The sequence below is a fragment of the Pelagibacterium lacus genome (assembly GCF_003345525.1).
Lineage (GTDB): Bacteria > Pseudomonadota > Alphaproteobacteria > Rhizobiales > Devosiaceae > Pelagibacterium > Pelagibacterium lacus.
This window is the reverse complement of the sequence record NZ_QQNH01000019.1, coordinates 28,651-48,970: the sequence shown is the minus strand read 5'-3', so window position 1 is coordinate 48,970 and position 20,320 is coordinate 28,651. Positions and strand designations below refer to the sequence as shown.

17 protein-coding genes are annotated in these 20,320 nt (G+C 66.5%); 10 read left to right on the top strand and 7 right to left on the bottom strand.

The genetic code is table 11. The features are described from left to right. Positions 1–774 precede the first annotated feature (774 nt). The 10 genes from cysS (at position 775) to DVH29_RS12345 (ending at position 10,555) form a co-directional block, all read left to right on the top strand. On the top strand, positions 775–2,178 hold the full coding sequence (gene cysS, locus DVH29_RS12390; protein ID WP_114646494.1) for a cysteine--tRNA ligase: 1,404 nt from the start codon (positions 775–777) through the stop codon (positions 2,176–2,178). Between the two features lie 119 nt (positions 2,179–2,297). Beyond that, positions 2,298–2,687 (top strand): endonuclease domain-containing protein, encoded by a 390-nt coding sequence (locus tag DVH29_RS12385; protein WP_245944973.1) that lies wholly within the window; start codon positions 2,298–2,300, stop codon positions 2,685–2,687. Then, positions 2,680–3,147: a GFA family protein gene (locus tag DVH29_RS12380; protein WP_114646492.1), complete on the top strand. Its 468-nt coding sequence runs from the start codon at positions 2,680–2,682 to the stop codon at positions 3,145–3,147. The genes DVH29_RS12385 and DVH29_RS12380 overlap by 8 nt, the downstream gene beginning before the upstream one ends. Continuing rightward, entirely contained in the window at positions 3,144–3,644 is a 501-nt protein-coding gene (locus DVH29_RS12375; protein WP_114646491.1) for a GFA family protein, read from the top strand. The genes DVH29_RS12380 and DVH29_RS12375 overlap by 4 nt, the downstream gene beginning before the upstream one ends. Next, on the top strand, positions 3,641–4,126 hold the full coding sequence (locus DVH29_RS12370) for a GFA family protein (RefSeq protein ID WP_114646490.1): 486 nt from the start codon (positions 3,641–3,643) through the stop codon (positions 4,124–4,126). Before DVH29_RS12375 ends, DVH29_RS12370 begins: the two co-directional genes overlap by 4 nt. Before the next feature lie 2 nt (positions 4,127–4,128). After that, positions 4,129–4,503 carry a VOC family protein gene (locus DVH29_RS12365; protein WP_114646501.1) on the top strand — a complete coding sequence of 125 codons (375 nt, stop codon included), beginning with the start codon at positions 4,129–4,131 and terminating at the stop codon, positions 4,501–4,503. Positions 4,504–4,604: 101 nt separating this feature from the next. Continuing rightward, complete coding sequence (gene cimA / locus DVH29_RS12360; protein WP_114646489.1) at positions 4,605–6,194, top strand: citramalate synthase; 1,590 nt, start codon at positions 4,605–4,607, stop codon at positions 6,192–6,194. A gap of 109 nt (positions 6,195–6,303) precedes the next feature. Beyond that, positions 6,304–8,232, top strand: coding sequence for a LysM peptidoglycan-binding domain-containing protein (locus tag DVH29_RS16620; RefSeq protein WP_114646488.1), 1,929 nt, complete (start codon positions 6,304–6,306; stop codon positions 8,230–8,232). A gap of 74 nt (positions 8,233–8,306) precedes the next feature. After that, the gene (locus DVH29_RS12350; protein ID WP_245944972.1) at positions 8,307–8,639 is read left to right on the top strand and encodes an ArsR/SmtB family transcription factor; all 333 of its coding nucleotides are present in this window, start codon (positions 8,307–8,309) and stop codon (positions 8,637–8,639) included. Positions 8,640–8,665: 26 nt separating this feature from the next. Further along, the gene (locus DVH29_RS12345) at positions 8,666–10,555 is read left to right on the top strand and encodes an ABCB family ABC transporter ATP-binding protein/permease (protein ID WP_114646486.1); all 1,890 of its coding nucleotides are present in this window, start codon (positions 8,666–8,668) and stop codon (positions 10,553–10,555) included. 57 nt (positions 10,556–10,612) lie between these two features. On the opposite strand, the gene DVH29_RS12340 is transcribed toward DVH29_RS12345, so the two are convergent. The 7 genes from DVH29_RS12340 to DVH29_RS12315 form a co-directional block, all read right to left on the bottom strand. Next, positions 10,613–13,939, bottom strand: a complete 3,327-nt coding sequence (locus tag DVH29_RS12340; RefSeq protein ID WP_114646485.1) for an efflux RND transporter permease subunit — start codon at positions 13,937–13,939, stop codon at positions 10,613–10,615. Further along, entirely contained in the window at positions 13,936–15,204 is a 1,269-nt protein-coding gene (locus tag DVH29_RS12335; protein WP_114646484.1) for an efflux RND transporter periplasmic adaptor subunit, read from the bottom strand. Before DVH29_RS12335 ends, DVH29_RS12340 begins: the two co-directional genes overlap by 4 nt. A gap of 11 nt (positions 15,205–15,215) precedes the next feature. After that, complete coding sequence (locus DVH29_RS12330; protein WP_199562587.1) at positions 15,216–15,794, bottom strand: PadR family transcriptional regulator; 579 nt, start codon at positions 15,792–15,794, stop codon at positions 15,216–15,218. Between the two features lie 96 nt (positions 15,795–15,890). Next, positions 15,891–16,757, bottom strand: coding sequence for a carboxylating nicotinate-nucleotide diphosphorylase (nadC, locus tag DVH29_RS12325; RefSeq protein WP_114646483.1), 867 nt, complete (start codon positions 16,755–16,757; stop codon positions 15,891–15,893). Positions 16,758–16,821: 64 nt separating this feature from the next. Next, positions 16,822–16,968: a hypothetical protein gene (locus tag DVH29_RS16500; RefSeq protein WP_199562586.1), complete on the bottom strand. Its 147-nt coding sequence runs from the start codon at positions 16,966–16,968 to the stop codon at positions 16,822–16,824. Positions 16,969–17,074: 106 nt separating this feature from the next. Further along, the gene (locus DVH29_RS12320) at positions 17,075–18,334 is read right to left on the bottom strand and encodes an NAD(P)/FAD-dependent oxidoreductase (protein ID WP_114646499.1); all 1,260 of its coding nucleotides are present in this window, start codon (positions 18,332–18,334) and stop codon (positions 17,075–17,077) included. Between the two features lie 56 nt (positions 18,335–18,390). Next, a complete protein-coding gene (locus DVH29_RS12315; protein WP_114646482.1) occupies positions 18,391–20,241 on the bottom strand; it encodes an extracellular solute-binding protein in 1,851 nt (616 codons plus the stop codon). Positions 20,242–20,320: the final 79 nt, after the last annotated feature.

The window sequence follows — 20,320 nt, the reverse complement described above, 5'->3', positions numbered from 1 at the left end:
ACTCGAAATGCTCCACATCACTCTCGACATCTTCCTCGCGCGAAAGCAACTCGCGAGTCCAACATGAACAATCCCCCGCAAGGGGGAGGGAAGCAGTGCGGTGCGGGAGGTGGGGCTGTGGGTCTCCGATACAGCTGCCTGTGACATTGCCTCCACCCTCCCCAAGCCCCGGAATCACCCTCCCCTTGACGGGGAGGGGTGGGGTGGGGCCCGAGGCGCAAGCGTCGGCGATCATGACGCTGCCGGCTTCGCCGGCCCCCCACTCTCAATCCCTCCCCGCAAGGGGGAGGGAAGCAGTGCGGTGCGGGAGGTGGGGCTGTGGCCCATACCGCTGCCTGTGATATTGCCACCACCCTCCCCAAGCCCCGGAAATCACCCTCCCCTTGACGGGGAGGGGTTAGGGGTGGGGTGGGGCCGCAGACGCAAACCCCCGCCCCCTCTCACACTTGCGTGAAGCGGTGGCGGAGTCCCCCTTTCCCGTGCAACGCTCGTCCAACGGCGTGGCTCCGGCAAGACAAAGCGCCGCTCAGACGTCCGATCGACTCCAAAGTCAGACTATGAGGGGGACGGCGTGTCGGCGTCGTCCCCAATTTCTGTCTTGATTTGCGGTTTTTTCGCGTCCATTGTGCCGCCCATGAAAACCGTTGACCCGATTTGCATTTTCGGTTGCACCATTATCCGCTGACCTTCGTTGGCGGCGCGGTTTTCGTCATCCCCACATAAGGATTGGACCCGCTGCCAGCGGGACCGCACACGCCTGGGGACCCGTACCACATGACGACGCCGCGCCTGAAGCTGACCAACACGCTGACCCGGCAGAAGGAGGAGTTCACCCCTCTCGATCCGGCCAATGTCCGCATGTATGTCTGCGGCCCCACCGTCTATGATTTCGCCCATATCGGCAATGCGCGCCCGGTCATCGTCTTCGACGTGCTGTTCCGCCTGCTGCGCCATGTCTATGGCGCCGACCGCGTCACCTATGTGCGCAACATCACCGACGTCGACGACAAGATCAACGCCCGCGCCCTGCGCGATTACCCCGATCTGCCCCTCAACGCCGCCATCCGCCGCGTGACCGAGAAGACCGCCGGCCAGTTCCACAAGGACGTCGCCGCCCTCGGATGCCTGCAGCCCACCGTCGAACCCCGCGCCACCGAGCATATCGAGGGCATGATCGCCATCATCGCGCGCCTCGTGGACAAGGGCCATGCCTATGAGGCGGCGGGCGAGGTGCTGTTCCGCGTCGCGTCCATGCCCGACTACGGCCAGTTGTCCGGCCGCAATCTCGACGACAACATCGCCGGGGCCCGCGTCGCGGTGGACAGCCACAAGGAGAACCCCGCCGATTTCGTGCTCTGGAAGGCCTCCAGCGCCGAGGAGCCCGGCTGGGACAGCCCGTGGGGTCGAGGCCGCCCCGGCTGGCACATCGAATGCTCGGCCATGAGCGAGGCCTTTCTCGGCACCCAGTTCGACATCCATGGCGGCGGGCTCGACCTGATCTTCCCCCATCATGAGAACGAGATCGCCCAGTCCCGCTGCGCCCATGGCACGCCGGTGATGGCCAATTACTGGATGCACAACGGCTATCTTCAGGTCGAGGGCCGCAAGATGAGCAAGTCCGAGGGCAATTTCGTCACCATTCACGACCTGCTCGAAACCGATGCCTTTGGCGGCCGCGCCTGGCCGGGCGACGTGCTGCGCCTCGCCATGCTGATGACCCATTACCGCGAGCCCATCGATTTCTCCCGCGCCCGGCTGGAGGAGGCGGAGAACCGCCTCGCCGGCTGGCAGCGCGCCGCGAGCGCGGCAGAATCCGGGGCTGTCCCCGACCCCTCGGCTATTGCCGAACTGGCCGACGACCTCAACTTCTCCCGCGTGGCGACGGTTCTCGACGGCCTGGCCCGCGCCGCCAATCGCGGCGAGCCCGCAGCCGCCGCCAGCCTCGCGGCCACCCTGGGCTTTCTCGGGCTCTCCGCCGACAGCCTGATCCGCTCGTCAACCGCCGATGACGGGGCCATCGCGGCCAAGGTCGCCCAGCGCCTCGCCGCCCTCGCCGCCCGCGACTTCCCCACCGCCGACGCCCTGCGCTCCGAACTCGCCGCCGCCGGCATCGCCCTCCTCGACTACAAGGACCCCGAAACCGGCGAAAAGCGTACCAAATGGGAGGTAAGGCGATGAGCGGCAAGCAGACGCCGGGGAACACTCTTCCTTCTCCCCTTGAGGGAGAAGGTGGATCGGACCGTAGGTCCGAGACGGATGAGGGGTGCGCAGCCCCCGCCCCAAACCGCACCATCGGTTTGGAACGCCTGAAACCGGCCGGCACGCAATGGCGTCATGAAACCCCACGCCGCCATCGCGGCTTCGCCAAAACCATGCGCGCCAACCCCACCGAGCCCGAACGGCAGATGTGGCTTATCCTCCGCGATCGCCGCCTGGAGCCGTACAAATTCCGCCGCCAGGTCCCCATCGGGCCCTATATCGCCGATTTCGTCTGTTATTCCGCCCGGCTCATCATCGAGCTCGACGGTTCTCAGCACGCCGAAAGCGCCACCGATCCGGCCCGCGACCGCTGGTTCGAGGCCAAGGGCTTTTCGGTGCAGCGCTTCTGGAACGATGAACTCGCCGCCAACCGCGATGGCGTGCTCGATACGGTGTGGCACAGGCTCGAGGAGAAGACCCATGGCTGAAGACCTCACCGGCGGCTGCCAATGCGGCGCCGTCCGATTCGCCACCAAGCTGGTCGGCCGCGGCTCGATCTGCCATTGCCGCATGTGCCAGAAGGCCTTCGGCAGCTTTTTCGGCCCCCTGGTCACCACCCATGATGGCCGCTGGACGCGGGGCGAGCCCAAATGGTTACAGTCCTCGGACGCCGCCCGCCGCGCCTTTTGCGGCGAATGCGGCACCCCGCTGGCCTACGAGACCAAGTTCGGGCTCGAACTGGCCATCGGCGCCTTCGACGAGCCCGAAAAGGTGCCGCCCGAAATCCAGGTCAACCGCGCCGACAAGCTCGGCTTCTTCGAGCGGCTGACCGCCCTGCCGGTCCGAGAAACCACCGATGAATGGCGCGATTTCATGGCCGGCATCCATTCCAACCAACACCCCGATCACGATACCGAAACCTGGCCACCCCGGGAGGAGCCCCTATGAACAGGATCGATATGGAGGTGAGCGGCGGCTGCCAGTGCGGCGCGGTGCGCTATCATGCCACCGAGATGCACGACAATGCCCATCTGTGCCATTGCCGCATGTGCCAGAAGGCGGTGGGCAACATCTTCGCCGCCCTCGTCGCCGCGCCCGACGACGCCATCGCCTGGACGCGGGGGCAGCCCGCCGTGTGGCGCAGTTCCGAGCATGTGGAGCGCGGCTTCTGCGCCAATTGTGGCACGCCGCTCTTCTATCACGACGTGCATAACGGCCGCACCAATTTCACCATCGGCTCGCTGGATACTCCCGGCGCTTTCCCGCCCGGCGGCCATACGGGCACGGAAGGGAAAATGCCCTGGTTCGAGACCATCACCGCCATCGAGGATGGCGGGGCGACCGAAGCCGGCCACGAGGCCTGGGCCGCCGCCATCAGAGCCAGCAACCACCAGCACCCCGACCGCGACACCGACGCCTGGTCGCCCACCCCGAGGCAAAGATGAGCCGGGACGCGCATACCGGCGGCTGTCAATGCGGTGCGGTGCGCTATCGCATCGCGGGCGGGGTTGAGCACACCTCGGTCTGCCATTGCCGCATGTGCCAGAAGGCGACAGGTGGCCTCTTTGGCGCCTTTGCCACCGCTCCGACCGGCTCGATCACATGGACGCGTGGCGCGCCGGCTTATTTCCAGAGTTCCACGCTGGCGAAGCGCGGATTTTGCCCCGCATGCGGCACGCCGTTGTCCTTTGTGTGGAACGACGAGACCACCTCGTTCACCTTCGGCTCTTTCGACGATCCCGCCGTGCTGGAGGTCGATTTCGCGCTGGCGCCCGAATGCGCGCATCCGGCGCTGGATACCCTTCCGGCTGTCCGCAGTCGTCCGATTGCCAAGTTGGACGCCGAGAAGACCGCCTATGCCGGCATGGAAAATTTTCAACACCCCGATCACGACACGGACCATTGGCCAGAAAGGGAGGAGCCATGACCATGATCGACCATTTCGGACTGAGCGTCGCCGATTACGGGAGGACGCGCGGATTTTACGATTCCGTGCTCGCCACCCTCGGCTATCGCTGCCTGCAGGAGTTCAAAACCCCGCAGGGCATGCTGGCCGGCTATGGCGCCGACAAGCCCGAATTCTGGCTCAGCGCCGGAGGACGCTGCACCGGCAAGCTGCACATCGCCTTTGCGGCCAGATCGCGGGCCGATGTCGATGCCTTCCACGCCGCCGCCCTCAAGGCCGGGGCCCGCGACAATGGCGCGCCGGGCCTGCGCGCCATCTACCACCCTCACTATTACGGTGCCTTCGTCTTCGATCCCGACGGGCACAACATCGAAGCCGTGTGCCACGGGCCGGACTGACCAGAGCGTTTCCAGGAAAAGTGTAAACGGTTTTCCGGTTCGGACCCGAAGGGCCGCGCAAGCGAAACGCGATAAAATAAGGAACTAACTCAGGACTGCTTATGACCAAGGAACGCCTCTATCTTTTCGATACCACCCTGCGCGACGGCGCCCAGACCACCGGCGTCGAATTCTCCTTCGAGGACAAGATCGCCATCGCCGGATTGCTGGACGGGCTGGGGCTGGACTATATCGAGGGAGGCTATCCCGGTGCCAATGTGGTCGATACCGCGCTGTTTTCCGAAAAGCGCACCACCAACGCCCAGTTCGTCGCCTTCGGCATGACGCGGCGGGCCGGGCGTTCGGTGGAGAACGATCCCGGCATCGCCGATCTGGTCAATTGCAGCGCCGATGCGGTGTGCTACGTCTCCAAGGCCTGGGACCATCAGGTCAAGCTCGCCCTCGGCATCTCCACCAAGGAAAACCTCAAAAGCCTTGCTGAAAGCGTCGCCGCGGCGGTGTCTAAAGGCAAGGAGGCCTTCGTCGATTGCGAGCACTTCTTCGACGGCTACAAGGCCAACCGCGCCTATGCCCTCGATTGCGTGCGCACGGCGCTGGGAGCAGGGGCCCGCTGGGTGGTGCTGTGCGACACCAATGGCGGCACCATGCCCTCCGAGATCGAGGAGATCGTCGCCGATGTGCTCAGCGTCGCCCCGGGCGACCGGCTGGGCATCCACGCCCATGACGATACCGGCCAGGCGGTGGCCAATTCGCTGGCCGCCGTCCGCGCCGGGGTGCGCCAGATCCAGGGCACCCTCAACGGGCTGGGTGAGCGCTGCGGCAACGCCAATCTCGTCACCCTGATCCCCACCCTGGTGCTCAAGCCCGTGTTTGCCGAAAAATTCGAGACCGGCATCACCCCCGAACGGCTCCAAACCCTCACTCATGTGTCGCGGGCCTTCGATGAATTCCTCAACCGCGCGCCCAACCGGCAGGCGCCCTATGTGGGGGCCGCGGCCTTTGCCACCAAGGCCGGCATCCACGCCTCCGCCATCGCCAAGGACCCCTCGACCTATGAGCATGTGGCGCCCGAAAGCGTCGGCAATGAGCGGGCCATCATGGTGTCCCAGCAGGCGGGAAAGTCCAACCTCCTGACCGCGCTCAAGCGCTTCGGCATCGCCATGGACAAGACCGATCCGCTGCTCGACAAATTGCTGCGCCAGGTCAAGGAGCGCGAGGCGCGCGGTTATTCCTATGACGGCGCCGAGGCGTCCTTCTACCTGCTCACCCGCAAGCTGTTGGGCACGCTGCCGAGCTTTTTCGATGTTACCAGCTACCGCACCGCCATCGAGCGCCGCCACAATGCGCGGGGCGATCTCGTCACCGTCTGCGAGGCGGTGGTCAAGATCGACGTGGATGGCGAAATGCTGATGTCGGTCGCCGAGGGCAATGGCCCGGTCAACGCGCTCGACCTCGCCATGCGCAAGGATCTGGGCAAGTATTCGGCCCGCATCGACGATCTCGAACTGGTCGACTACAAGGTGCGTATCCTGGACGGTGGCACCGGCGCGGTCACCCGTGTGCTGATCGAGAGCCGCGACGCCAGCGGCGAGCGCTGGTTCACCGTGGGCGTTTCGCCCAACATCGTTGATGCCTCATTCGAGGCATTGTATGAATCGTTTACCTACAAGCTGATGAAGATGGATTCGTGACCCTCAAGCGTCTTCGCAGCCAAAGGGGATAACATTTTTTGAACGGGCCGGTGCGGCGGCCCCTGAACACGTAACGGAGGGCATTCTGGCCGGTCCCCTTTCTCCCCTGATGCTTGCTCTGGGCGCCGCTGCCGCGACAGGCGTCGTCGTTATCGGCGTGCTGGCCGGTCCGCAGACCCTCGCCTGCGTCCAGCGGGGCGATTTCGCCGCTTGCATGAGCGAAACCTTTCTTGGCGGCACCCCCGCCCAGGTCGTGGCCGACGCCCCGGCCGAGCCCGAAAGCGCCGCCATCGTCGAGGCCGACGCCGCGCCCGCCACGTCCGCTCCCGATTTCGATATCGTGCGCGTTGAGCCCGATGGCTCCGCCGTCATCGCCGGGACCGGCTCGCCGGCCGGCCAGATTCAGCTCTTCGCCGATGAGGAGGCCCTGGGCACCGAAACCGCCGATGCGGCGGGCGATTGGGTGTTCGTCACCGACCAGCCCCTGCCGGCCGGCGGGATCGAACTGCGCGTGCTCGACGTCGAAAGCGGCGCCTATGCCGACACCTCCGTCATCGTCGTCGTGCAGGACGATCGCATCACCGAGCCCCTGGTCATCGCCTCGGCCCCCGGAGAGGCCAGCGAGATTCTTCAGGGCCTCGACCGGCCCGAGCCGGCCCCCGCCGCGGCGGCCGCGATCGACCCCGCCCCGCAGCCCGCCGCCGAACCCCTTGCCGTCGCCGCGCTCGAAGCCGAAACGCCCGCCGCGCCCGTAGCAGTGCAGCCCGAAACCCTGGCAGCGCCCGAGCCGGCGCCCGCAGCGCCGCTTGAAGCCGAGGCGCCCGCTGTGCCCGTAGCAGCCCCGGCCGAAACCCTGGCCGCACCCGAGCCGGTGGCCCCAGCGCCGCTCGAAGCGCAATCCGAACCCCCCGCCGCCCCTGCGCCGGTGGCCGCCGCTCCCGCAGCACCTGTGGCCGAGCCTGCCCCCGCAGCGCCGCAACCGGCCCCCGCGCCCGCCGCCGCCGCCGAGGCCGTGGCGCCCGCGCCCCAGCAGCCCGCCGCCAGCGCCGCCGTCACCGAGGCCCCGGAAGTCCCGCAGCCGGTTTCGCCCCCCGCGACGCCTGTCGAACCCGCCATCGCCGCACCAGCCCCCGCGCCGGCCGAGGCCGTGGTCGCGCAAGCGCCTGCCGAGCCGGAACCTGCCGCCCCCGTCAGCCCCGCCGCGCTCCCCGAGCCTTCGCCGGCCCCGGCGACGCCGGTTCCCGCCGAACCCGCGCCCGCCACGCCGCAGCCGGTGGAAACCGCCGTGCTCCAGCAGCCCGCCCCGGAGGTGCAACAGCCGCCCGCCGCGCTCGCCGTGGTGCCGCCCAGCATCGATGCGGTGGAGATCGATGGCGATCGCAATTTCTTCGCCGGGGTAGGGGAGGACGGCACCACCATCCGCCTCTATGTCGATAACGAACTGGTTGGCAGCACTTCGGTGCGCGGTGGCCGCTGGCTCGTGGAGGCGGTCGGCGCGCTTGACGAGGCCAGCCAGCGCGTGCGGGCCGACATGCTCGATGCCGCCGGCGTGGTGATCGGCCGCGCCGAGGTGGATTTCGTCCTCGACCTGCCCGCCGAAATCGCCGATGAGCCCGTCGCGGTCGCCGAAAGCCCGGCCCCCGCCGCTCCCGCGCCGGCACCGGCACCGGTCGCGCCAGCCCCCGTGCAGGCCGAGACGCCGCCCGAACCGGCCCCGGCAGCGCCCGCCCCGCAAGCCCCCGAAGCGCCCGTGGCCGAGCCCGCTCCGCAGCCCGTCGAGGCACCGCAGGACGACGTCCCCGTTCTGGTCGGGGTCACCGCCGAGGGTGGCCGCACCACCTCGGGCCTCGCCATCATCCGCCAGGGCGACAATCTGTGGTCCATCGCCCGCCGCGTCTATGGCGAGGGCATCCGCTATACGCAGATCTTCGAGGCCAATGAGGACCAGATCCGCAATCCCGACCTCATCTATCCCGGCCAGGTGTTCGATTTGCCCGGCACCGATGCGGTGATCGGCGGCGAGACCGGCGAGCTCTGACACCCCTCCGCCGCGCCCGGCTTGCCATGGGCGCGGCTTTTCTTTATCGTCAACAGACGATGCAAGCCTCACCCATGTCCGAAGATGAAATCGCCGCCATGATGCGCGCCCTGGGCCACCCGGTTCGGCTCGAAATCCTGCGCATCCTCTCCGCCCGGGCCGATTCGTGCTGCTGCAACGACGTGACCGACTGCCTCGATCTCGCCCAGAGCACCGTGTCCCAGCATCTCAAGGTGCTGCTCGATGCCGGGGTGATCGAGCGCCACGCCCAGGGCACCCGCAACAATTACCGCGTTCGCCATGACCGGCTCTCCGGCTTCACCGGCGCCATGGAACGCTATTTCGACCAATTGGGAACCGATGCGGCGTCCTGCGCCCGCGCGTCCCGGCCCCAGCCCGCCGCCTGACGGCTCTATCCGACGAAAGCCCCGCCATGGCCTCAGCGCCCAGAACATCGGTCAGCGCCGACGACAGCGCCGTCCTTTCGACCATCCGCAACCTGTGGGCCTATATGTGGCCCGCCGACCGCCCCGATCTGCGCTGGCGCGTGGTGCTGGCCATCGGCGCCCTGCTGCTGGCCAAGATCGCCAGCACGCTGGTGCCCTTCGCCTATAAGGGCGTCGTCGACAGCCTGGGCGTTTCGGGCCCCCAGGCCGGGCTGATCGTCGGGCTCTCGGTGCCGGCCATCCTGGTCCTCGCCTATGGCCTGGGCCAGATCGTCGATACCGGCTTCCAGCAATTGCGCGATGTCCTGTTCGCCCGGGTCGGCCAGCACGCGGTGCGCCAGCTGGCCTATCGCACCTTCACCCATATGCACCAGCTCTCCCTGCGCTTCCACCTCCAGCGCAAGACGGGCGGGCTCAGCCGGGTGATCGAGCGCGGCACCAAGGGCATCGAGACCATCGTGCGCTTCACCATGCTCAACACCGCGCCCACCCTGGTCGAATTCCTCATCGTCGGCATCATCTTCGCGTGGCTGTTCGGCGTGGCCTATGTGCTGGTCCTCGCCGCCATGGTGGTGCTCTACATGCTGTTCACGGTCTGGGCGTCCAATCTGCGCATCGCCATTCGCCGCGACATGAACGACAGCGACACCGACGCCAATGCCAAGGCGGTCGACAGTCTGCTCAATTTCGAGACGGTGAAATATTTCGGCAATGAGGCGCTGGAGGCCCGGCGCTTCGATACCGCCATGATCGGCTATGAGCGCGCCGCCACCCGCATCTGGACCTCGCTGGGCTTTCTCAATTTCGGCCAGGGGGTGATCTTCTGGGCCGGTATGGTGGTGCTTTCGCTCATGTCGGTTCAGGGCGTGGTCGCCGGCGATCTGACCGTGGGCGATTTCGTGCTGCTCAACACCTTCATGATGCAGATCTACCGCCCCCTCAACCAGATCGGCTTCGTCTATCGCGAGATCCGCCAGGGCCTGGCCGATATCGAGGCGATGTTCCACCTGCTCGACCAGCAGCCCGAAATCGCCGACGCCCCCGACGCCAAGGCGCTCGACCTCACCGGCCCAGTCCTCGCCTTCGAAGATGTCCATTTCCATTACGATGCCGATCGCCCCATCCTCAAGGGCGTGAGCTTTACCGTCCCGGCCGGCAAGACCATCGCCGTGGTGGGCCCCTCGGGGGCCGGCAAGTCGACCCTTTCGCGGCTCATCTATCGCTTCTACGACGCCATCTCCGGCCGCGTCACCATAGACGGGCAGGACGTGCGCGCGGTGACGCAGCCCTCGCTGCGCGCCGCCATCGGCATGGTCCCGCAGGATACGGTGCTGTTCAACGACACCATCGCCTACAATATCCGCTATGGCCGCCCCGACGCCACCGATGAAGAGGTGGCCGAGGCGGCCCGCATGGCTCAGATCGGCGAGTTCATCGACGGGCTCCCCCAGGGCTACGATACCCAGGTGGGCGAGCGCGGGCTCAAGCTCTCGGGCGGCGAGAAGCAGCGCGTCGCCATCGCCCGCACCATTTTGAAGGCCCCGCCCATCCTCATCCTCGACGAGGCCACCTCGGCGCTCGATACCCAGACCGAGCGCGAGATCCAGTCGGCCCTCGATACGGTCTCGCGCGGACGCACCACGCTGGTCATCGCCCACCGGCTGTCCACCGTGGTCGATGCCGACGAGATCATCGTCCTGCGCGACGGGGTGATCGCCGAACGCGGCCGCCATGCCGAGCTTCTCGCCGCCGACGGGCTCTACGCCCAGATGTGGAACCGCCAGCGCGAGGCCGCCGAGGCCTCCGAGCGCCTGCGCGCCGCCGAGGACGATCCCGAAGGCTTCGTCACCCGCCGCCCGGTTCTGCAGCCGCAATAAAAAAGGGCCCCCGGATGTCCGGGAGCCCCAAAAACTTGCTGGCGAAAAAGGTTGATCCTATTCCGCGGCCGGGCGCCTTGAGAGGATGGTCACACCGTTCTCATTGTGCTCGACCAGCGGCGTGTCCTTGGTCACCACATGGCGCGGTTCGCCATCCTCGGCCACCGGCATTTCCACCGCCACCCCGTCGAACCCGCTGGGCACCGCCGCTGCCGCCGCCGCGTCCTTGCGGCGCCGGAAGATGGTGGTGAACAGGCTGCCGATCTGGCGCTTGATGACGCTGGGGGCGGTGACCATCACCGGCACCATGATCAGCGTCAGCGCCGTGGAGAGGAACAGCCCCGACACCAGCGCCGCCGACAGGTGGACGAACCACGACCCGGCGATGCCGCCCACCACGATCTCGCGGCGGATGAAGTCGAACTCCACATTGGCCCACATGGGGATGACCCCCAGCGCGGTGAGGAAGGCGGTGAGCAGCACCGGCCGCACGCGCTGTGCGGTGGTGAGCAGCATGGCCGTCACCGGCTCCACCTTCTTGTGGCGGTTGTACTCGTTATAGGTGTCGATCAGGACGATGCCGTTCTTCACCACGATCCCCGCCAGAGCGACGATGCCCAGCCCGGTCATGATCGCCGAAAAGCTCATGCCCGTGGCCATCATGCCCAGCAGCACGCCGGCCACCGACATCAGCACCGTCGAGAGCGTCACCATCACCTGGTAGAAGCTGTTGTACTCGAGCAGCAGGATGAGGAAGATCATGAACAGCGCCGCGCCGAACGCCTGGGCGATGAAGGCGTTGGCGTCCCCCATCTGCTCCTCGGCGCCGCCAAAGGCGAAGGTGATCCCCTCCGGCCATTCCTGCTCGTCCAGCCAGGTCTGCAACTCGGCCACCCGCTGGGCGGGGAAGACGTCCTCGGGCAGATTGGTGAGGCTGGCCGCGATCGGCATCACATAGGTCTGGTTGCGCCGCTCGATATTGGCCACCTTGGGCACCGCATGGCGTTCGATGAAGTTCGACACCGGCACCATGCCATTGGGCGTGGCGATGCGCATCGAGGAGAGCGCGTCGAAGGTGCGTTCTTCCTGCGGCAGGCGCACCTTGATGTCGAGCTCGTCGCCGGTATCCTGGTCGCGATAGGTGCCGATATTGACCCCGCCCGTCACCAGCTGCACATAGGGCGCCAGTTCGCGCACCCCGATGCCGTAGCGGGCCGCTTCCACCCGGTCGATGGTGATCTGCCAGTCGATGCCGGGGGAGGGGCGTCCATCCTCGATATCGCTGGTATTGGGTAGCTCGTTTTCCAGATAGTCGACGACGCGCGCCACCACCGGCGCCAGGTCGTCGTAATTGGTGCCCTCGACCCGCATGTTGATGTCCTTGCCGGCCGGCGGACCACTTTCCGCCCCGAACACCTGCACCTGCAGCCCCGAGATGTCGGCCACCCGCGCGCGGATGTCGGCGAAGATCTCGTTGGCCCGCACGCGATTGTTGTAATCGACGAGCTGGAGCTGGAAATTGCCCACCGTGTCGGGGGGCATGGTGCCCATGGCGCCGGTGGTGCCGAACTGCATGATGATGTCCTGGACGCCCACCACCTGCATCAGTTCGTCCTCGACCTCGACCAGCATGTCGCGGATTTCCTCGGGCGAATAGTTGCCCTGCGCCACGACCGCCACCGTCGCGTATTCGGGCTCGGATTCGGGGAAGGCCTCGACCCCGGTCGGGTTGTTGGCATAGGCGATGAAGATGCCGAACACCACGCCGAAGCCCACCAGCAGAGTGGGGATCGGCCAGCGCAGCAGCACCGACATCATGCGCACATAGATTCCCGTCACGCCCCGCACCTTCTTGGGGTGGAACTTTTCGGGATACATCACCGTGTCGGCGGCTTCCTTGGCCTTGGGGTCCACATGGGTGGAGGCGATGATCGCCCCGATCACCGGCATGAAGATCAGCGCCGAGACGAACGAGGCGCACATCACCACGATGACGATGGTGGGCAGGTGGCTCATGAACTTGCCGATGATGCCCGGCCAGAACAGGAGCGGCACGAAGGCGGCGAGCGTCGTCGCCGTCGCGCCGGCCACCGGCACGAACATCTTGTGCACCGCCTGGATGAAGGCTTCCTTCTTGGGAACCCCCTCCTGCAATTTTCGCTCGGCATATTCGACCACCACCACGGGGTCGTCGACCAGGACGCCCACGGCGATCACCAGCCCGAACATGACCATCATGTTGATCGTCATGCCGGTCATTTCCATGTAGAGGAAGGCGATCATGAACGAGAGCGGGATCGACATGCCGATCATGAAGGCCGCCCGTACCCCCAGCACCGCCACGCAGGTGATCAGCACCAGCGCCACCGCCGTGATCACCGCCGCTTCCAGCGAGCGGAACAGATGGGTGGTGGTTTCCGCCTGATCGAGGAAGAAGCTGTATTCCACCCCGTCCGGCCATTGCGCCGCCACCTGCTCGGTCACCGCGCGGGCCTGGTCGGACACCTCGATGATATTGGTGTTGACCTTCTTGCTCACCCCCAGGATCAGGGCGGGGGAGCCGTTCACATTGGTGTATTCGGTCGCGTCCTCCAGCGTGCGGGTCACGCTCGCCACGTCGCCGAAGGTCACCACCGTGTTGCCATCGGTCTTGATCGGCAGCTCGAACACGTCCTGCGCGCTCTGGATCAGTCCGGGCACTTCGATGTTGAACGAGCCCTGGCCGGTGTTGAGCGTGCCGCCGGGGATCACCATGTTGTTGCGCGCCAGCGCGTCGAACAACTGGCTGGCGGTGAGGTTGTAGGCTTCGAGCCGCAACAGGTCGATGCTGACCTCGGCCACCTCGTCGCGCGCGCCCGAAAGCGTCACCTCGCGCACCGGCTCGATGCCTTCGAGCGCGGTCTGGAGCTGCTCGGCCCGCCGCACCAGCTCGCGCTCGGACACATTGCCGTAGACGGCCACCGAGAGGATCGGGAAGCCGACCATGTCGATTTCCGTGACCGTGGGGTCCATGGCGTCGTCGGGGATCGCCGCCTTGATGGCGTCGAGCCTGGCGCGCGTATCGGCGACCGCCTGGTTGACGTCGACATTGGTGTCGAATTCGAGGATCACCGAGGCATGCCCGGTGGTCGAGGTCGAGCTCATATTGACCAGCCCGTCGAGGTCGGCCAGTTCCTCTTCCGCGGGCTTGGCCAGCAGGTTCTCGGCGTCGCGCGGCGAAATCCCCGTCTGGCTGATCGAGACGTAGAGATAGGGCACGTCGATGGCCGGGAAGCTTTCCTTGGGCAGCGCCGAGTAGGAGAGCCCGCCGGCCAGGAGCAGCAGCGCCATGACGGTCATCACGACGCGCGGCATGCGCAGGATGCGTTCGATGAAATTGGTCATGCAGGTTCGCCTTGTTCGGCCGGCGCGGCTTCGCCGGCCCTGACCCTTTGTCCGTCGGTCACGAATTCCTGCCCGATGGTGATGATGTCGATGCTTTGCGGCAGGCCCGTCACCCAGACGCCGTCACGGCTGTCCGAGACGATGGTCACTGCGTGGAAGGCGACCACGCCGTCCTCCACCGCCCGCACGCCCAGCACACCCTCGTCGTTGAGGGTCAAGACCGATTGCGGCAGCAAATGTCCGGGCAGGGTGCCCATCTCGACGGTCGCCTGCGCGGTGATGCCGTCGCGGATCGAGAAATCGGCATTGGGGAATTCGATCTCCACCGGGAAGGAGCGGGTCGCGTCATCGGCTGAAGCGGCCACATAGGTCACCGTGCCCTCGGCGGTCTGCCCGTTGACGGTCCGCAGATGGGCCTCGAGCCCGGTGCGCGCCAGCCCGATATTGGCCTCGGCCACCGAGCCGGAGAAGACGATCGGGTCCAGCTCGACGATGGTGGCGCAGGTGCCGCCCTGGCCCAGCATCGAGCCCTGCACGGCGATCGGCGCCTGCACCAGTCCGGCCACTTCCGCGGTGATCCGCGTGCGGTCCATCTCGGCTTGGGCATTGTCGAGCGCCGCCTGGGCCGCGCTCACCTGGGCGCGGGCGCCCGAGAGCGCCACCTCGACCGCCGCGGCGGTGTTGGCCGGGGCCAGCCCGCGCTCGCGCAGTTCGGCATTGGTGTTGAAATCGAGCTGGGCCTGCGCCAGCCCGGCCTCGGCCTGGGCGACGCTGGCTTCCGCCTGGGCCACGGCGGCGGCCCGTGTGCCCGGCGCGATGGTGCAGAGCAGGTCGCCGATTTCCACCCGCTGGCCCTTGGCCACATGCACCGTATTGACCACGCCCGCCGTCTCGGCCATGGCGGCGACATTGGCCTTGGCCATGGTGCGGCCGCGCAGGGTCACTTCGATCGGCATGGGCTGGAGCGAAAAGGTCTGGGTCCGCACCGACACTTCGGGCGCGGCGGAATTGGCGTTCTGGGCCACGCGCTCGGCCACCGTCATGCGCGCCAGCTCGACCTCTTCCGGGGAATGCTCGACCAGCATTCCCGCATCGCTCAGCGCCGTGGCGATCGGCCCGTGCTCTTCGCCCTCGATGAGGGTGATGATCGAGGTTTCCCCATTGCCGGGGCCCTGGCCGCCCATGACCAGCGTGCCGCTGGCGAACCAGCCGGCCGCGGCGAGGAGGATGAGGAAAGACAAACCAAAGGAAGTAAGAAATCGCATCGAGCGCGCCTTTATTCAGCTGCTTGCGCTACGCCGCGGCTCGGCCGCGCTGTGGCAATGAGGGAGTCCATGTGGGAATGCAATTGCGCACGCGCAACCTCGAGGCAAGCCAAACCGTAGCGCAGCACCCATGCGCCATTGGCAGGGCTGTCGTGTTCGGTCTGGCAGTGCGGGTCGTCCAGTTCGGCCTGCATGCGGCGCAATTCGGCGATCTGCACGTCCAGTTCGGCGATCCGCGCCTTGACCCGCTCTTCCACCAGATCGGCATCGACCAGGTTGGCGAACAGAGCGAACAGCAGGAAGGGGCTGCGAAATACGTCCTCGCCCAGCGGCTCGTGCAGCGCATCGATGAAGGCGATGCGCCCCGCTTCGGTGATCGCGTAGATCTTCTTGCTCGGCTTGCCCGGCTGGTGCTCCACCCGCGAGGTGACCAGTTCCTCTTCCTCGAGCTTGGCCAGGGCCGGATAGATCGACCCGAAGCTCGCTTCGACAAAATAGGAGCCATTGCCCTCGGTGCAGAGTTTTCGGATCTCGTAGCCGCTCGCCTCCCGGGAATGGAGGATCGAAAGGCACAAGGTACGAACGTTCATGTGCGTTTAACCATATGCTGAGCGAGAATATGCCGCGCCTATATATCAATGACGTTTGTCGCGCAATGCGTACGACACGCCTGCGGCAAAAACGCGTCAGTCGAGGACGATGTCGAGGCCCAGGTCGAGCGGGGTGGCTGCCATGGTGATGCGGCTGGTCGAGATATAGTCGACCCCCGTGGCCGCGATCGCGGCGATCCGCTCCAGCGTCACATTGCCCGAGGCTTCGAGCTTTGCCCGGCCGCCGGTGATGGCCACCGCTTCGGCCAGCATGGCGTCGTCCATATTGTCGAGCAGCACCGCGCTCGCGCCGGCGTCGAGCGCCTCGGCGAGTTGGTCGAGGGTGTCGACCTCCACCTCGATGGCCACCAGATGCCCGGCAAAGGCCCGTGCGCCCGCCACCGCCGCTCCCACGCCCCCGGCCACCGCGATGTGATTGTCCTTGATGAGGATCGCATCCGACAGCCCGAAGCGGTGGTTGTAGCCGCCGCCGCAGCGCACCGCGTATTTCTCCGCCGCCCGCAGGCCGGGCGTCGTCTTGCGCGTGCAGCAGATGCGGGTGGCGTGTCCCGCCGTCTCGGCCACGAAGGCCCGGGTGAGCGTGGCGATGCCGCTCAGATGCGTCATGAAATTGAGCGCCGTCCGCTCGGCGGCCAGCAGCGCCCGCGCGTTTCCAGCCGCGGTGAGCACCGTATCGCCCGCCGTGACCGCCGCGCCGTCGCCCCTGGCGACCTCCACCGCGAGTCCCGGCCCGATCAGCGCGAACGCCGCCTGCGCGAAGTCGATGCCGCACACCACCCCGTCCGCGCGGCTGACGATCTCTGCCCGTGCCGTGGCATCGGGGCCGATGGTCGCCTGCGTGGTGAGGTCGCCCGCCTGTCCCAGATCCTCGACGAAGGCCCGCCGCACGCCGTCCTCGACGATATGGCGGGGCAGGGCGGGCGGTAGCGGAGCGTCTTGCATGGCATCCTCGGGATCAAGATGCCTGCTCCTTTAGGCGCTTGAAGGCCCGAGGGCAATCACCGGCTCAATTGGCTTCCACCGAAACCCCGTTCTCGTTGAATTCGATCGCCACCCCATCGGGCTGGCTTTCCTGCTGATAGGCATAGATGCCGAAGCCGATGACCACGACGACGAGCGCCCCGATCAAGAGGTACAAACTATTGCGCGACATGGTTGATGATCCCCTGACGTTGAAATGTTTTGAATGAATAGCGCGAAAAACGCCTGCGTCCGGCCCTCAAACGCCCTAGCCTGGGCTTTGTTCCCTGATAAACCCCCTACCGCCGCCTTGAGCCGAGGAACCGATCCATCGCGAACGGCGCGATATCGATGGCTGGCTGTTCCCCGGTCATCACCTGCGCCAGGAGGTGCCCGGTGGCCGGGCCCAGGGTGAACCCGTGATGGGCGTGCCCGATCCCCACCCACAGCCCGCGATGCCGCGGCGCCGGGCCGATGATCGGCATCATGTCCGGCGTGCAGGGCCGCGCCCCCTTCCAGGGATGCGGATCGAGCGGTTCGCCCAGCGGGAACAGCCCCCGCGCCGTCCGTTCGGCCCGTCCGAGCTGGATCGGGCTGGGCGCCGCGTCGCGCAGGGCGAATTCGGCGCCCGTGGTCAGCCTGATGCCCCGCTGCATCGGCGCGATAAGATAGCCGATCTCGGCATCGATATGCCAGTTGTTGAGCGTGGCCCCGTCCTTGGTGCCGTAATGCATGTGGTAGCCGCGCTTGACGAACAGCGGCAGGCGATAGCCCAGCGGCTCGAGCATTTCCGGTGCCCACGGCCCCAGCGCGATCACCACCTCGCGCCCCTTGTGCCGCGTGCCGTCCACCGAAACCGACCAGCCGCCGCCATCCTGTTCCAGCCCCTTGGCCTCCCCGCCGAGAAAGCGTCCGCCCATGGCGATGAACAGCTCGAAATATTTGGTCACCAGCGCGCCGGGGTCGCGAATGGTCCAGGGGTCCTCCCAATGGATGGCCCCGGCCAGCCTTTCCTGGAAATCGGGCTCGATCTGTGCCAGCTCGGCCCCGTCCACCACCCGGTGGTTGATGCCGTAGAGCTCATAGTCGGTCTTGGCCTTCTCCGCTTCTTTCCGCAGCTTCGCATCGGTGCGGAAGGTCAGATACCAGCCCTTCTTGATCACCAGCTCCTCGGCCCCCGAGGCGGTGATCAGGTCCTCATGCTCGATGATCGAGCGCCCGATCAGCGGCGCGTAGCTCTGCACCACATGCGAATAGTGATGCGGCTCGGATTCCCACCAGTAGCGCAGCAGGGCCGGGGTGACGCGGGGCAGGGCGAAGGGGTCGTAGCGCGCGGCGGTCGAGAGGTGCAGCCCCACCTGCATCAGCGTGCGCAGGTCGCGCGGAAACGCATGCGGCCGCACCCCCTCGCGCTGGATGATCCCCGCATTGCCGAACGAGGTTTCCCGCCCCGGCGCGTTCTTGTCGATCAGCAGCACGCTGCGGCCGCGCCGCAACAGGTGAATGGCCGTTGCAACGCCTACGATCCCGGCGCCGATGACGAGGACGTCTTGATCCATCATGCAGTCCTACTCACTTGGGGAACGCCGCCCGGTGGGGCCGGGCCGCGTCGGGATTATCGATTGGAGCCGCCGGTCGCGGCGGCCTTCTCCTGGTCCCACCACCAGATATCGGGGAACCCGATGGCAAATTCGGGCAGCGTCTCGGGATGGTCGAACCGGTCCCACCGCGCCGTCCTTGCATAGGTGATGGTATAGCTGGGCACCACATTGTGCATGGCCAGCAGCACCCGGTCGAGGGCATGGGTCGCCGCCACCAGCGTCTCGCGGTCCGGTGCGCGCACGATACGGTCGATCAGCGCGTCCACCCCGGGATCGGCGATGCCGGCATAGTTCTGCGACCCTTGCTCCTCGGCCGATGAGGAGCCCCAGAAATAGCGCTGCTCATTGCCCGGCGACAGCGATTGCGCCCAGCGGGTATAGATCACGTCATAGTCGAAGCTGCGCACCAGATTGGTGTATTGCGCCGTATCGACCACCCGGAACGTCACATTGGCCCCGATCGCCCCCAGATTGTTGGCCCAGTGCAGCACCAGCGGCTCGATGACATTGTCATAGGAGAGGATTTCAAAGCCGAACTGGGTGCCGTTGGCGTCCACCAGCCGGTTGCCGTCCAACGTATAGCCCGCTTCCCCGAACAGGCGCAGCGCCTCGCGCAGGTTTTCGCGCAAACTGTCCTCGCTGCCGCCCACCGGATTGGTGAAGCGCTCCGTGAACACCGAAGCGGGCACGAGGTCCCGCACCTCTTCGAGAATGGCCAGTTCCAGCCCCTCGGGCGGGCCGTCCCCGGCCGCCAGCTCGGTGCCGAAGAAGTAGGAATCGATCCGCTGATACTGCTCGTAGAACAGCGTGCGGTTCAGCTCCTCGAAATCGAGCGCATAATTGAGCGCCGCGCGCACATTGGGGTCCTGGAACTTCTCCAGCCGCTGATTGGGCACGAAGCCCCACATCACCCCCGACCGGTTGAAGCCGTTCTCGAACTCCTCCAGCACCACCCGCCCGTCGGTGACGGCGGGAAAATCATAGCTGGTCGCCCAGCGCCGCGCGATGTTTTCGGTCCACCAGTCGAACTGGTCGGCCTTGAAGGCCTCGAACATCACCGTGGTGTCGCGGAAATATTCGATCCGGTATTCGTCGAAATTGGCCGTGCCCACATTGACCGGCTCCGCGGCCCCCCAGTAATCGGGGTCGCGCGTATAGGTGATGGTGCGCCCCGCATCGAAGCTGCTCATCCCATAAGGGCCCGAGCCCATGGGCATTTCCAGCGTCGAGGCGCCGATATCGCGCGGCTCGCCCCGCGCATTGGTGCCCTCCCACCAATGCTTGGGCAGCACCAGAAGCTGGCCCATGATGAAGGGCAGTTCGCGATTGCCCGTCTCCGAGAAATGGAAGGTGATCTCGCCCTCGCCGGTGATCTCCGCCCCGTCCACCGAGGCATAATATTCGCCGTAGATCGGTGAGATTTCCGTCACCGTCTCGAAGCTCCACAGCACGTCCTCGGCCGTCACCGGCTCGCCATCGGCCCAGCGGGCGCGCGGGTTGAGCCGGAAGGTGACCGCGGAAAAATCCTCCGCGACCCGCAGCGCTTCCGCCAGCAGCCCATAGCTCACCGAGGTCTCGTCGAGGCTGTCGGTCATCAGCGTCTCATAGACCAGCCCCAGCCCCGATCCCGCCTGGCCTTGCGGCAGGATGGGGTTGAACGTATCGAACGCGCCCAGCGCCGACAGCCGCACCGTGCCGCCCTTGGGCGCGTCGGGATTGACATAGTCGAACATGGTGAACCCCGCTTCGTAGCGCGGCTCCATGTCGATGCTGATGGCGTGGCGCCATCCCTCCGCCTCCTGCGCCATGAGCGGGGTGGCGACAAGAGCGGCCAGCAGGCCGGCGGCAAGGGCAAGGGGTTTCATGGCGTCCTCCTGGGATCCTCTGGCGGGACTCGTATCGATTTTATCCCGCTGGCCGAAAAAGGCGAGGGGGGCGCATTCC

Excerpts from the sequence above, each read along its gene's own strand:
- DVH29_RS12375 (WP_114646491.1), top strand. The coding sequence starts at position 3,144 with ATGAACAGGATCGATATGGAGGTGAGCGGCGGCTGCCAGTGCGGCGCG.
- DVH29_RS16620 (WP_114646488.1), top strand. The coding sequence starts at position 6,304 with ATGCTTGCTCTGGGCGCCGCTGCCGCGACAGGCGTCGTCGTTATCGGC.
- cimA (WP_114646489.1), top strand. The coding sequence starts at position 4,605 with ATGACCAAGGAACGCCTCTATCTTTTCGATACCACCCTGCGCGACGGC.
- nadC (WP_114646483.1), bottom strand. The coding sequence starts at position 16,757 with ATGCAAGACGCTCCGCTACCGCCCGCCCTGCCCCGCCATATCGTCGAG.
- DVH29_RS12320 (WP_114646499.1), bottom strand. The coding sequence starts at position 18,334 with ATGGATCAAGACGTCCTCGTCATCGGCGCCGGGATCGTAGGCGTTGCA.
- DVH29_RS12330 (WP_199562587.1), bottom strand. The coding sequence starts at position 15,794 with ATGAACGTTCGTACCTTGTGCCTTTCGATCCTCCATTCCCGGGAGGCG.
- DVH29_RS12335 (WP_114646484.1), bottom strand. The coding sequence starts at position 15,204 with ATGCGATTTCTTACTTCCTTTGGTTTGTCTTTCCTCATCCTCCTCGCC.
- DVH29_RS16500 (WP_199562586.1), bottom strand. The coding sequence starts at position 16,968 with ATGTCGCGCAATAGTTTGTACCTCTTGATCGGGGCGCTCGTCGTCGTG.
- DVH29_RS12370 (WP_114646490.1), top strand. The coding sequence starts at position 3,641 with ATGAGCCGGGACGCGCATACCGGCGGCTGTCAATGCGGTGCGGTGCGC.
- DVH29_RS12315 (WP_114646482.1), bottom strand. The coding sequence starts at position 20,241 with ATGAAACCCCTTGCCCTTGCCGCCGGCCTGCTGGCCGCTCTTGTCGCC.
- cysS (WP_114646494.1), top strand. The coding sequence starts at position 775 with ATGACGACGCCGCGCCTGAAGCTGACCAACACGCTGACCCGGCAGAAG.
- DVH29_RS12380 (WP_114646492.1), top strand. The coding sequence starts at position 2,680 with ATGGCTGAAGACCTCACCGGCGGCTGCCAATGCGGCGCCGTCCGATTC.
- DVH29_RS12340 (WP_114646485.1), bottom strand. The coding sequence starts at position 13,939 with ATGACCAATTTCATCGAACGCATCCTGCGCATGCCGCGCGTCGTGATG.
- DVH29_RS12365 (WP_114646501.1), top strand. The coding sequence starts at position 4,129 with ATGATCGACCATTTCGGACTGAGCGTCGCCGATTACGGGAGGACGCGC.
- DVH29_RS12350 (WP_245944972.1), top strand. The coding sequence starts at position 8,307 with ATGTCCGAAGATGAAATCGCCGCCATGATGCGCGCCCTGGGCCACCCG.
- DVH29_RS12345 (WP_114646486.1), top strand. The coding sequence starts at position 8,666 with ATGGCCTCAGCGCCCAGAACATCGGTCAGCGCCGACGACAGCGCCGTC.